General features: G+C 69.1%; 12 protein-coding genes. 10 read left to right on the top strand and 2 right to left on the bottom strand.

The window, feature by feature from the left end; genetic code table 11:
- Positions 1–45: 45 nt before the first annotated feature.
- Positions 46–435, bottom strand: coding sequence for a hypothetical protein (locus ABB22_RS04120; RefSeq protein WP_152984027.1), 390 nt, complete (start codon positions 433–435; stop codon positions 46–48).
- Here ABB22_RS04120 and ABB22_RS04115 point away from each other — a divergent pair.
- The 5 genes from ABB22_RS04115 to ABB22_RS04095 all read left to right on the top strand — a co-directional run bounded on the left by ABB22_RS04115 (position 434) and on the right by ABB22_RS04095 (position 5,062).
- On the top strand, positions 434–1,345 hold the full coding sequence (locus ABB22_RS04115) for a DMT family transporter (protein WP_055770556.1): 912 nt from the start codon (positions 434–436) through the stop codon (positions 1,343–1,345). The genes ABB22_RS04120 and ABB22_RS04115 overlap by 2 nt on opposite strands.
- 118 nt (positions 1,346–1,463) lie before the next feature.
- Positions 1,464–2,471, top strand: a complete 1,008-nt coding sequence (locus ABB22_RS04110; RefSeq protein WP_055770553.1) for a methionine ABC transporter ATP-binding protein — start codon at positions 1,464–1,466, stop codon at positions 2,469–2,471.
- Positions 2,468–3,157: a methionine ABC transporter permease gene (locus ABB22_RS04105; RefSeq protein WP_055770551.1), complete on the top strand. Its 690-nt coding sequence runs from the start codon at positions 2,468–2,470 to the stop codon at positions 3,155–3,157. The genes ABB22_RS04110 and ABB22_RS04105 overlap by 4 nt, the downstream gene beginning before the upstream one ends.
- Positions 3,158–3,263: 106 nt before the next feature.
- Positions 3,264–4,064: a MetQ/NlpA family ABC transporter substrate-binding protein gene (locus ABB22_RS04100; protein WP_055770548.1), complete on the top strand. Its 801-nt coding sequence runs from the start codon at positions 3,264–3,266 to the stop codon at positions 4,062–4,064.
- A gap of 239 nt (positions 4,065–4,303) precedes the next feature.
- Positions 4,304–5,062: a YiiX/YebB-like N1pC/P60 family cysteine hydrolase gene (locus ABB22_RS04095; protein ID WP_055770545.1), complete on the top strand. Its 759-nt coding sequence runs from the start codon at positions 4,304–4,306 to the stop codon at positions 5,060–5,062.
- Between the two features lie 90 nt (positions 5,063–5,152).
- On the opposite strand, the gene ABB22_RS04090 is transcribed toward ABB22_RS04095, so the two are convergent.
- Positions 5,153–5,794 (bottom strand): OmpW/AlkL family protein, encoded by a 642-nt coding sequence (locus ABB22_RS04090; RefSeq protein ID WP_055770542.1) that lies wholly within the window; start codon positions 5,792–5,794, stop codon positions 5,153–5,155.
- Between the two features lie 157 nt (positions 5,795–5,951).
- Between ABB22_RS04090 and ABB22_RS04085 the strand changes: the two genes are divergently transcribed.
- The 5 genes from ABB22_RS04085 (at position 5,952) to ABB22_RS04065 (ending at position 12,465) form a co-directional block, all read left to right on the top strand.
- Complete coding sequence (locus ABB22_RS04085; RefSeq protein WP_082443675.1) at positions 5,952–6,530, top strand: DNA-deoxyinosine glycosylase; 579 nt, start codon at positions 5,952–5,954, stop codon at positions 6,528–6,530.
- Between the two features lie 197 nt (positions 6,531–6,727).
- The gene (locus ABB22_RS04080) at positions 6,728–8,104 is read left to right on the top strand and encodes a dihydrolipoyllysine-residue acetyltransferase (protein WP_082443674.1); all 1,377 of its coding nucleotides are present in this window, start codon (positions 6,728–6,730) and stop codon (positions 8,102–8,104) included.
- Positions 8,105–8,120: 16 nt separating this feature from the next.
- Entirely contained in the window at positions 8,121–10,259 is a 2,139-nt protein-coding gene (gene lpdA / locus ABB22_RS04075) for a dihydrolipoyl dehydrogenase (protein WP_082443673.1), read from the top strand.
- Positions 10,260–10,321: 62 nt separating this feature from the next.
- On the top strand, positions 10,322–11,020 hold the full coding sequence (locus tag ABB22_RS04070; RefSeq protein WP_055770539.1) for a DUF6624 domain-containing protein: 699 nt from the start codon (positions 10,322–10,324) through the stop codon (positions 11,018–11,020).
- 173 nt (positions 11,021–11,193) lie between these two features.
- Positions 11,194–12,465, top strand: a complete 1,272-nt coding sequence (locus tag ABB22_RS04065; RefSeq protein ID WP_152984026.1) for a Xaa-Pro dipeptidase — start codon at positions 11,194–11,196, stop codon at positions 12,463–12,465.
- Positions 12,466–12,786: the final 321 nt, after the last annotated feature.

The following is a 12,786-nucleotide window of genomic DNA, read 5'->3' as shown; positions in this document are numbered from 1 at the left end:
GGGAAAACAGCGGCCATTCTAGGCGATCGCTCCATGGCGCCGCCGTCAGGGCGAGCCCTTCCGCTGCGCATGCAGCAGGCTGGACGCCGCGAAGCAGGCCGGCGCGCCCCTGTTGGACACCGCGATCACGGTTTCGCCCGTGTACGGATGGCGGCGCACGTCGATGCAGATGCCGTCCGCATTGCCGCCATTACCCCGGCGCAGGTCGTGCCCGGGCACGTCCGGGCCATCGCCGGTGGTGAAGAAGTCCGTTCCCGTGAATTCGCGCTGCGGCGTGCTCGCCTCCATGAACAGCGGCAGGGGCGGCAACCGGCCATCGCGCAGGGCCTGCACGAAGCGCGGCAGGTCGCCGGCCGGCGCCACTCCGCCCCCGGCGGCGAAATCCGGCGCCGGCAGCACCGCGGGCGCCGGCACGGCCTGCGATAATCGGGCCATGTCTGCTTCCTCCCCGCCCATCCCGCGTTCTCCCGCCGCCGCCGTGGCGTGGATGCTGTCCGCCGTCGCCTTCTTCTCGCTGATGGATGCCGGCATGAAGCTGCTGTCGGCCGGTTACCCGACCCTGCAGGTGACCATGCTGCGCGGCGCCGCCTCGCTGCCGTTCGTGCTGGTGTGGGTGCTGGCCACCGCCGGGCCGCGTTCGCTGGTGCCGGTGCGCTGGGGCCTGCACCTGCTGCGCGGTGCGCTGGGCATGGTGATGATCGGCTGCTTCGTCTACGCGCTGCGCAGCCTGCCGCTGTCCACCGCCTATTCGATCTACTTCGTCGCGCCGCTGCTGGTGGCGGCGTTGTCGGTGCCACTGCTGGGCGAACGGGTCGGGCCGCGGCGCTGGGTCGCGATTGCCATTGGCCTGGTCGGCGTCCTGGTGGTGCTGCGCCCGGGCGTGGACGGTTTCATCTCGCTGCCGGGCTTGATGGTGCTGCTGGCGGCCACCGCCTATGCCATCGCCGCGGTGACGGTGAGCCTGCTGACCCGCACCGATACGCCGCAGTCGATGGTGGTGTGGTTCCTGCTGATCATGGCGGTCGGCGCCGGGCTGCTGGCCTGGCCGCAGTGGCAGCCGCTGCAGTGGAAGCACGCCGGGCTGATCGCCGGCATGGGCCTGGCCGGCGCGCTGGGGCAGATCGCGCTGACCCGGGCCTTCCAGCTGGGCCAGGCGTCGATGATCGCGCCGCTGGAGTACACCGGCCTGGTCTGGGTGATCGGCTGGGACCTGCTGCTGTGGGGCGTGCTGCCGGACCGCATGACCTGGATCGGCGCGGCGATCATCGTCGCCAGCGGCCTGTACCTGCTGCACCGCGAGCGCGTCCAGCACGCGCGCCGGGCCGGGCAGGTCGACCACCCCTGAGCGGTCCGTCGGCTCCATAGAACCAAAAGGAATAAGATTCCCTCCGCCCGTGCGGGCGCCGCGGCCGCGGCGCTGCTAGGCTTGCCGCCCCTGCCGTCCGTCCACCCGCGCCCTGGCCGTGATCGAGTTCCAGAACCTGCACAAATCCTATGCCGTGGAAGGCCGCGCGATCACCGCGCTGCATCCGCTGGACCTGACCATCGGCGCCGGCGAGGTGTTCGGCATCATCGGCCATTCCGGCGCCGGCAAGTCGACCCTGATCCGCCTGATCAACCGGCTGGAGGAGCCCAGCGGCGGCCGCGTGCTGATCGACGGCCAGGACGCCACCGCGCTGGACGCCGAGGGCCTGCGCGCGCTGCGTCGGCGCATCGGCATGATCTTCCAGCACTTCAACCTGCTGTCGGCGCGCACCGTGGCCGGCAATGTCGCCTTCCCGCTGGAACTGGCCGGCACGCCGAAGGCGCAGATCGACGCGCGGGTGGCCGAGCTGCTGCATACCGTCGGGCTGGAGGCGCATGCGGCCAAGTACCCGGCACAGCTGTCCGGCGGGCAGAAGCAGCGCGTGGGCATCGCCCGCGCGCTGGCCACCGAGCCGAAGATCCTGCTGTGCGACGAGGCCACCAGCGCGCTCGACCCGCAGACCACCGCCTCGGTGCTGGCGCTGCTGTCGAAGATCAACCGCGAACTGGGCCTGACCATCGTGCTGATCACCCATGAGATGGACGTGATCCGCCGCGTCTGCGACCGCGTGGCGGTGCTCGATGCCGGCCACCTGGTCGAGAGCGGGCCGGTGAGCGGGGTGTTCCTGCATCCGCGGCACCCGACCACGCGCCGCTTCGTGTCCGAATCCGAACACGTGGACGAGGGCGAACTGCATCGCGACTTCGCCGCCGTGGGCGGGCGCATCGTGCGCCTGACCTTCCTTGGCGAAGGCACCTACGAACCGCTGCTGGGCCGCATCGCGCGGCAGACCGGGGTGGACTACAACATCCTGTCCGGGCGCATCGACCGGATCAAGGACACGCCCTACGGGCAGCTGACCGTGGCCCTGGTGGGCGGCGACCAGAACGCCGCCCAGGCCGGCTTCGTCGACGCCGGCGTGCACGTGGAGGAGCTGCGCCGATGATCGTCGCGACCGCCGGCGGTTTCTTCCGCCACCTGGATGCCGGTAAATGGGCCGACATCGGCCAGGCCACCATCGATACGCTGCTGATGCTGGCCGGCTCGCTGCCGCTGACCATGGCGATTGGTCTTCCGCTGGGCGTGCTGCTGTTCCTGACCGGTTCGCCACAGCTGCGCCGCCGCCCGGTCCTGTATGGCGTGACCGCACTGGCGGTGAACGTGCTGCGCTCGGTGCCCTTCATCATCCTGATGATCGTGCTGATCCCGGTGACGCTGGCGCTGATGGGCACCTCGCTGGGCGTACGCGGCGCGATCCTGCCGCTGGTGGTCGGCGCGGCGCCGTTCTACGCGCGTCTGGTCGAGACCGCGCTGCGCGAGGTGGACCGCGGCGTGATCGAGGCCAGCCAGGCGATGGGCGCCACCACCGCGCAGCTGGTGTTCAAGGTGCTGCTGCCCGAAGCGCGGCCCGGCCTGATCGCCGGCGCCACGGTCACCACCATCGCCCTGATCGGCTTCACCGCCATGGGCGGCGCGATCGGTTCCGGCGGCCTTGGCGACCTGGCCTTCCGCGACGGCTACCAGCGCTCGCATACCGACGTGGCCCTGGTCACGGTGGTGCTGCTGCTGGTGCTGGTGCAGCTGCTGCAGATGCTGGGCGACCGGCTGGTGCGCCACTACACTCGCCGTTGAGCGCGCGCTCGCCGTAGGAGCGGCTTCAGCCGCGATGGGCTTTCGCATGAAAGCGTTCGCGGCTGAAGCCGCTCCTACAAGTACTCCCTCACGCACTGGAATCCCGATGAAGACTTCCCTGTTCCGTCCGCTGCTCGTTGCCGCCGCCGCGCTGGCGCTGTCGGCCTGCGGCAAGCCCGCCGCCGACGAGTCCAGGCTGGTGGTCGCCGCCACCGCCGTGCCGCACGCCGAGATTCTCGAAGTGGTCAAGCCGATCCTGGAGAAAGAGGGCGTCAAGCTGGACGTGCGCGTGTTCAATGACTACGTGCAGCCCAACGACCAGCTGGTGCAGAAGCAGGTCGATGCGAACTACTTCCAGACCGAGCCCTACCTGGACGCCTACAACCGCGACCGCAAGACCGGCCTGGTGACCGTGGTCGGCGTGCACATCGAACCGTTCGGCGCCTACTCGCGCCGGGTCAAGTCGCTGGCCGAGCTGCCCGACGGCGCCGACGTGGTCATTCCCAACGACCCGAGCAACAACAGCCGCGCGCTGATCCTGCTGGACAAGGCCGGCGTCATCAAGCTGAAGGATCCGACCAACGCCCTGTCCACCCAGCGCGACATCGTCGACAACCCGAAGCAGCTCAAGTTCCGCGAGCTGGACTCGGCGATGCTGCCGCGCGTGCTCGACCAGGTCGATCTGGCACTGATCAACACCAACTACGCGCTCGACGCCGGCCTCGACCCGACCCGGGACGCGCTGGCGATCGAGAGCAAGGATTCGCCGTACGTGAACTTCCTGGTCGCACGCCCGGACAACCGCGACGATGCCCGCGTGCAGAAGCTGGCCAGGGCGCTGACCGGGCCCGAGGTGAAGGCCTTCATCGAACAGAAGTACAAAGGCGCCGTGCTGCCCGCGTTCTGAGGAACATCTGCGCGCCGGGCGCGGTCATCGTCCTTCGGTGCGCCGGCGCAGGTGCCTCGCCGGTGACGGTCCGGGACCATGCGGTTCCGCTCCTGCGGGGGTAGGGCGGGACAGCACCCCGCTTGCGGCATTGCCGGGCAGGTCCCCGCCGGGCAATGCCCGGCACCGCCTGGCACACGGTTGTGCACCCGCATCGACGGGAGCTAGGCTTCCCTGCACGCTTTCGCGGAGAGGCATGGATGGGGTTGCTGCGTTTCGCCGGGCGCCGCATGGCGCATTTCCTGGCCCAGCCGCGGCACCGGCAGACGCGCCCGCCCACCAGCGATCCGCAACTGCTGGCGCGCACCCTGCGACGCGGCGATGTGCTGCTGGTGGAGGGCAACAGCCGCTTCTCCACCGCGATCAAGTACCTCACCCAGTCCACGTGGTCGCACGCCGCGCTGTACATCGGCGAGGAAGCGCTGGAGCCGGACGGGCCGCGGCGGCCGATGCTGATCGATGTGGACGTGGAAGCGGGCGTGCGGCGCGTGCCGCTGGACGCCTTCGCCGAGGAACACACCCGCATCTGCCGGCCGCGCGGGTTGCCTCCGCCGGTCATCGACCAGCTGGTCGGCTTCATGCGCGCCCGCATCGGCTACAGCTACGACCTGAAGAACGTGTTCGACCTGGCGCGTTACCTGATCCTGCCACCGGTACCCGGGCACATGCGCCGGCGCCTGATCGCGCTGGGCAGCGGCGAGCCGACCAAGGCGATCTGCTCGACCCTGCTGGCGCAGGCGTTCGAGTCGATCCGCTACCCGATCCTGCCCGAGATCGAGACCGTGCTCGGCCACGCCGGCGGCCGCGAGCAGCAGCGCGAGATCCTGCACATCCGCAACTACAGCCTGTACACGCCGCGCGATTTCGACGTGTCGCCGTTCTTCGAGATCGTCAAGCCGCGCCTGCAGCTGGGCTTCGACTACCGCGCGCTGCAGTGGAGCGAAGACGGCAACCCCTGACGTTACCGGTGCTTCGCCGTGGTCCCTGAACGCGGCAGGCACGGATCGCGGACGATCCGTGCCTGCCGGCAAGCCGTGTTGTCGCGTGGATCAGAAGCGGGCGCCGATGCCGAAGCCCACGGTCCACGGGTCCAGCTTCAGCTTCTCGCCGGTACCGGCGCCGGCCACGCTCAGTTCCGGGCGCGCGTGCATGTAGCGCGCGTCGGCACGGGCGAACCAGGTCGAGTTGATGTTCATGTCCACGCCGACCGTGCCGATCGCGCCCTTGGCGGTGCGCAGGCCGACGTGGTCGCCGCTGGCGTCCAGGCCGTCGATCTTCTCGTTGCTGAAGTTCGACTCGTAGTAACCGGCACCCACGAACGGGCGGAACACGTTGTCGGCGGCGCCGAAGTGGTACTGAGCGCTGAGTGCCAGCGGCTGCTGCTCGACGGTGCCGGCCTTGGCGCCGCTGCTGGTGCGCACGCGATGGTCGAACTTGTCGGCCGCGCCCCACAGTTCGACGGCGATGTTGTCGTTGAAGTAGTAGCTGGCGCTCACGGTCGGCGCCGGGCCGCCGTCGAACTTCTTGATGCCATCGGCCGGGTCGTTCTTCGGCTGCAGCAGGGTCACGCCGCCGACGACGGCGAAATGCTTGCCGGACGCGGTGTCGGTGCCGGCGTCCTGCGCGAACGCGGCGGGCGAAAGCGCCAGGGCGCCAAGGACGGCAAGACTCATGATCTGGGTGGTACGCATGGGTTACTCCTCGTAGTGCTCTCGGGATTGCGTTGTTATCGAGGCCCTCGTTCGGGGCGGCCACATCCTCGCCGCGGCAGGATGAATCGATCCGCACGCGCGGCGCGACGCAGGCGCAGGCGTTCAGGGAAAATGGGCGCGCGCCTGTAGAACCGGCATGTGCCCGGGAAAGGACATTCATGGAGTTGTGTCGCGCGTGACGAACGAAACGATGCTGCAGGGCCTGCCTGCGCAGGTGAATGAGCGATGCCGCGTGCTGGTGCTCGGCTCGATGCCGGGCATGGCCTCGCTGCAGGCCGCGCGTTACTACGCGCACCCGCGCAACCGTTTCTGGCCGCTGATGGGCGCACTGTGCGGCTTCGATCCGCAACGGGAGTACGCGGCGCGCCTGGCCTGCCTGCAGCAGGCCGGCGTCGGGTTGTGGGACGTGATCGGCCGTTGCCGGCGGCGCGGCAGCCTGGATGCGGCCATCGTCCGCGGCAGCGAGGTCGCCAACCCGTTGCCGGAACTGGTCCAGGGCCTGCCGCGGCTGCGGGCCATCGCCTGCAACGGCGCTGCGGCGGCGCAGGCGTTCGAACGCCATGTGCATCCGGCGCTGCCGCCCGGGCATGGGTTGACGCTGCTGGCGCTGCCTTCGACCAGCCCGGCCAACGCCGCCTGGTCGTTCGAGCGGCTGCTGGGCGAGTGGACACGGCTGTCGCCGTGGTTGCCGGTGGCGGAACACTCCGTCCCCTGAGCGGCTGGCCGCGGGGGACAACCCCGGACAGGCGGCAGGCCAGCGGCACCCGCGACAGGGCGGCCGCGTCCATGGCCAGCGGGGCATGGCGTGCCCTTGTCCGCGGACATACGTAGGCGAATCCAGCGGTGGCGGTTGGCGCTGCGGCGCGCTGGCGCCACAATAGAGGTTTCCCTCACTGTTGCTGGAGTTGTTTCATGGCCGAAATCAAGGAAGCAGTTGTCCCCGATATCGGTGACTACAGCGACATCCCGGTGATCGAGGTGCTGGTCGCCGTCGGCGATACGGTGAAGAAGGACCAGGGCCTGGTGACGCTGGAGTCGGACAAGGCGACGATGGAAGTGCCGTCGGCCGTGGCCGGCGTGGTCAAGGAAATCAAGGTCAAGGTCGGCGACACCCTGTCCGAGGGCAAGGTCGTGGCCCTGATCGAAGTGGCCGAGGAGGCCGCCAGGCCGGCCGCCGCTGCCGCGCCGGCCGCTCCGGCCAAGGTCGAACCGAGCGCTGAAACCGGCGCCAGGGTCGAGCCGGTGGCAGTGGCCCCGGTGCCGGACAAGCTGGCACAGCGCGAGATCCGGCAGGAGGAATCCGTTTCCGCCGGCAAGCCGGCCAGCCCGCCGGTGCAGTTCAATGCCGAAGGCGTGCTGCCGTCCAACGTGCCCTATGCCAGCCCGGCGGTGCGCGTGTTCGCCCGCGAGCTGGGCGTGGACCTGGCCCAGGTGGCCGGCACCGAGAAGGGCGGCCGCATCACCAGGTCCGACGTGCAGAAGTTCGTCAAGGGCGCGCTGAGCGGTGGTGTGCCGGCGGCGGCCGGCGGCGCCGCCGCTGCTGGCGGCGGCCTGAACCTGCTGCCGTGGCCGAAGGTGGACTTCAGCAAGTTCGGCGAGACCGAGGTGCAGCCGCTGTCGCGCATCAAGAAGATCTCCGGCGCCAACCTGGCGCGCAACTGGGCGATGATCCCGCACGTCACCCAGTTCGACCAGGCCGACATCACCGACCTGGAAGCCCTGCGCGTGGCGCTGAACAAGGAAAACGAAAAGGCCGGCATCAAGCTGACCATGCTCGCCTTCCTGATCAAGGCCAGCGCCGCGGCGCTGAAGAAGTTCCCCGAGTTCAACGCTTCGCTGGATGCCAGCGGCGAGAACCTGACCCTGAAGAAGTACTTCCACATCGGTTTCGCCGCCGACACGCCTAACGGCCTGGTCGTGCCGGTGATCCGCGACGTGGACAGGAAGGGCGTGGTGCAGATCGCGCAGGAAACCGGCGAACTGGCCAAGAAGGCGCGCGACGGCAAGCTCGGCCCGGCCGACATGAGCGGCGGCTGCTTCTCGATCAGCTCGCTGGGCGGCATCGGCGGCACCGCTTTCACGCCGATCGTCAATGCGCCGGAAGTGGCGATCCTCGGCGTCTCCAAGTCGTCGATCCAGCCGGTCTGGAACGGCAAGGAGTTCGCGCCCAAGCTGCTGTTGCCGCTGTCGCTGAGCTACGACCACCGGGTCATCGACGGTGCGCTGGCCGCGCGCTTCACCACGTACCTGTCGCGGGTGCTGGCCGACATGCGCCGCGTGCTGCTCTGACCCGAGGACTTGAAAGATGGCGAACACGATTGAAATCAAAGTCCCCGATATCGGCGATTACAGCGCGGTGCCGGTGATCGAGATCCTGGTGGCCGTGGGCGATACGGTGGCCAAGGACCAGGGTCTGGTGACGCTGGAATCGGACAAGGCGACGCTGGAAGTGCCGTCCTCGGCCGCCGGCGTGGTCAAGGAGATCAGGGTCAAGCTCGACGACAAGCTGTCCGAGGGCGACGTGGTGGTGGTGCTGGAAGCAGAAGGCGCGGCCGCCGCGGCTGCACCGGTGCCTGCCGCCACTGCCCCGGCCGCCCAGCCGGCCGCTGTGGCCGCCCCGGCGGCGGTGAGCGCGGCGCCGGCACCGGCAGCGACCGGTCCGCTCGAGGTCCGGGTGCCGGACATCGGCGACTACAGCGGCGTGCCGGTGATCGAGATCCTGGTGGCCGTGGGCGACACGGTGGCCAAGGACCAGGGCCTGGTGACGCTGGAATCGGACAAGGCGACGCTGGAAGTGCCGTCCTCGGCCGCCGGCGTGGTCAAGGAGATCAAGGTCAAGCTCGACGACAAACTGTCCGAGGGCGATGTGGTGGTGGTGCTGGAGGCGCAGGGCGCCGTGCCCGCGGCTGCCGCCGGCAGCGTGGCGCCGGGCAGCAAGCCGCCGGTGACCCCGTCGCACCGCGCGCCGGACCCGGCGGTCGCCGCCAAGGCGCTGCCGTCCAGCGGCCGCACTGCCGACATCGAGTGCCGCATCGTGGTGCTGGGCGCCGGCCCGGGCGGCTATACCGCCGCCTTCCGCGCCGCCGACCTGGGCATGGATACCGTACTGATCGAGCGCTACGCCAGCCTCGGCGGCGTCTGCCTCAACGTCGGCTGCATCCCGTCCAAGGCCCTGCTGCACGCCGCTGAAATCATCGACCACGCCGCGCATGCCGACGAACTCGGCATCGTGTACGGCGCGCCGAAGATCAGCCTGGACAAGCTGCGCGGTTACAAGGAAAAGGTCGTCGGCCAGCTGACCAAGGGCCTGGCCGGCATGGCCAAGCAGCGCAAGATCCGCACCGTGCATGGCCTGGCCAGGTTCATTTCGGCCAATGAGCTGGAAATCGTCGGCGACGACGGCAAGACCCAGCTGCTGCGCTTCGAGCAGTGCATCATCGCCGCCGGTTCGCAGGCGGTGAAGCTGCCGAACTTCCCGTGGGACGACAAGCGCGTGATGGACTCCACCGACGCGCTGGAGCTGGCCGAAGTGCCGAAGTCGCTGCTGGTCGTCGGTGGCGGCATCATCGGTCTGGAAATGGCCACCGTGTACAGCGCGCTCGGCGCCAAGGTCACCGTGGTCGAGTTCATGGACCAGCTGATGCCGGGCGCCGACAAGGACCTGGTCAAGCCGCTGGCCGACCGCCTGAAGAAGCAGGGCATCGAGGTGCACCTGAAGACCAAGGCCTCGGGCGTGAGCGCAGACAAGAAGGGCATCACCGTGACCTTCGAGGCCGCCACCGCGGGCGAAAAGCCGGCGATGGAAAGCGGCACCTTCGATCGCGTGCTGGTTGCGGTCGGCCGTTCGGCCAACGGCAAGAAGATCGATGCCGACAAGGCCGGCGTCGAAGTGACCGACCGCGGCTTCATTCCGGTCGACCGGCAGATGCGCACCAACGTGCCGCACATCTTCGCCATCGGCGACATCGTCGGTAACCCGATGCTGGCGCACAAGGCCACGCACGAGGGCAAGCTGGCCGCGGAAGTGGCCTTCGGCGAGAAGAAGGAGTGGGTGGCCCGCGTGATCCCGTCGGTGGCCTACACCAACCCGGAAATCGCCTGGGTCGGCGTCACCGAGACCGAGGCCAAGGCCAAGGGCCTGAAGGTCGGCGTGGCCAAGTTCCCATGGGCGGCCAGTGGTCGCGCCATCGGCATCGCTCGCACCGAAGGCTTCACCAAGCTGATCTTCGACGAGGAAACCCATCGCGTGATCGGTGGCGCCATCGTCGGCGTACATGCCGGCGAGCTGCTGGCCGAGATCGGCCTGGCCATCGAGATGGGCGCGGAGGCCGAGGACATCGGCCACACCATCCACGCCCACCCGACCCTGAGCGAGTCGGTGGCGATGGCCTCGGAGATCTACGACGGCACCATCACCGATTTGTACATCCCGAAGAAGAAGTAACCCGCGCGACGCCCCTTCACCGGGGCGTCGTCGTTTCCGGCGTCTTGAAGGAAGGGGGAAGAATGCTGCGCGCGATGGCGGTGCTTCCGGTGCTGCTCTGGGCCGGCAATGCGTGGGCCGAAGACGACGACCCGGTACTTGCCGCGGCGTTGGCGCAGTGCCCGGGCGCTGCCGTTTTCGTCAGGGCGGACGAACAGCGCGGGCAGGCGCTTGTGCAGCGGCTGGCCGGCATCGTGCCTGCCGCGCCGCAGCTGCGGGAACAGCTGTTGGAAATGGCGCGCATCGACCAGGAAGCGCGCGTTGGCGACTGGTCGCCGTCGATGATCGAACGGATGCTTGCGGTGGACGCAGCGAACCTGCCGCGGATCAAGCGGATCGTCGCCGATCACGGCGGCCTGCCCGGCGCGCGGGAGGTCGGCGCCGATGGCGTATCGGCGGCGTGGCTGCTGGTGCAGCATGCCGACCGCGATGTGGATTTCCAGCGCCAGGTGCTGGACGGCATCATGCCGCAGGTGGAAGGCGGCGAGGTCTCGGCACACGATTTCGCGCTGCTGACCGACAGGGTGCTGGTGAACGCCGGCAGGCCGCAGCGCTACGGCAGCCAGTTGACCGCGATCGACGGACAGTGGCAGCCGAAACCGATGGAAGCGCCGGATCAGGTCGATCAGCGTCGCGCGGCGCTGGGGCAGATGCCGCTGGCCGATTACCTCTGTGTGGCGATGTGGATGTACCCGCCACCGCCTGCCAGTGACGGCCAATAGCGGGGCACGCCCCGGCACCGTGCAAGGATCTGCGGCAACACCAACGCCCCGTCGAACGGGGCGTTCGTCGTTCCGGGCGGGACGAATTGCTGAAGGCCGGGCGATGGGTGCAAGATCGGCGCGCTTGAAACACGTCTGACATATGCCCTGGGGAGGGAGTGAGGATGAGGAAAATGCTTCGCGTGCCGGCCTGCGCGCTGGCCGTTGCTGGGCTCTGCGCGGCGGTGCCCGTACAGGCCGAAACCGTCGTGGTCAATGCCGCGCGCATGCTCGACGTGCGCAGCGGGCGTTATCTGCAACAACCGCAGATCGAGGTCGTGGATGGGCGGATAAGCCGCATCGGCCGCGCTGGCGATCCATTGCCCGCCGGCGCCACGCGGGTCGATCTGGGCGGGCGCACCCTGTTGCCCGGATTGATCGACATGCACGTGCACCTGACCGCCGATCCGACGCTGAGCGGCTACCAGGGGCTGGAGTACACCGACAATTTCTGGACCGTGGTGGGCGTGGCCAATGCGCGGCGTACCCTGCGGGCCGGCTTCACCACCGTGCGCAATGTCGGTTCGGCCAACTACGACGACGTGGCGCTGAAGCAGGCGGTCGAGCATGGCTACATCGACGGCCCGCGCATCGTGCCGGCCACCTATGCGATCGGCGCGACCGGCGGCCATTGCGACAGTACCGAGTTCCCGCCATCGGTGGCGGTGCCGGGCCCGGGCGTCGCCGACGGCCCGGAGGCGATCCGCACGGCCGTGCGCAGGCTGCGCAAGTACGGGGCGGAAGTCATCAAGTTCTGCGGTACCGGTGGCGTGCTGTCCAAGACCGATGCGGTGGGCGCGCAGCAGTACGGCCTGGATGAAATAAAGGCCCTGGTCGGCGAGGCGCACATGCTGGGCATGAAGGTGGCGGTGCATGCGCACGGCACCAGCGGCATCAACGATGCGATACGTGCCGGCGCCGACACCATCGAGCACTGCAGCCTGGCCGACGAGGAATCGTTCCGGCTGGCCCGGCAGCACGGCACCTGGTTCTCGATGGACATCTACAACGACGACTACATCCTGGCCGAAGGCGAGAAGAACGGCCTGTTCCCGGCGTCGCTGGAGAAGGAGCGGCAGATCGGCCGCAAGCAGCGCGAGACCTTCCGTGCCGCGCATGCGGCCGGAGTGAGGATGGTGTTCGGCAGCGATGGCGGCGTGTATCCGAATGGCGACAACGCCAGGCAGTTCGCCAAGATGGTGGAGTGGGGGATGAGTCCGCTGGAGGCGATCCAGGCCGCCACCGTCAATGCCGCCGAAGCGCTGGGCCGGCCGGGCGATGTCGGCGCGATCGAGGTGGGCCGTTTCGCCGATCTGGTCGCGGTCGATGGCGACCCGCTGCAGGACATCACCGTGTTGACCCGGCCGGCGGCCGTGGTCAAAGGCGGTCGCCTGCTGCGTGAATAGCGCGCCCTGCGCGTCTTTCCGGCGCGCCGCGCCCGCTTGCCATGAGGGCAGCGCAAGATGCGGTGGGCCTCGCGCCCGCAGGAGGAAGCGGTGCGCATCGGCGGTGGAAATGCGGCGGGATGGCCCGGTTCAGGGCCACCCCGCCCGTTGCGCCTTCCGCGCACATCGACGAGGTAATGGCGGCAGGCGTGGTGTGTGACCCCGCGGCGGCACCGAAGTTCCGCATGCTGCGCCGCAAAAAGGCGGTTCCCGGCCGATGCCCGGGGGCGGATGAAAAATCCTGTAAATGCCGCAACTTGCGATCCGCAGGGGGGCGGCTTG

This window comes from Stenotrophomonas nitritireducens, from assembly GCF_001431425.1.
In the GTDB taxonomy this organism is placed as follows: domain Bacteria; phylum Pseudomonadota; class Gammaproteobacteria; order Xanthomonadales; family Xanthomonadaceae; genus Stenotrophomonas; species Stenotrophomonas nitritireducens.
The sequence above is the reverse complement of the archived record's forward strand: the minus strand, read 5'-3'. Positions and strand labels throughout refer to the sequence as shown.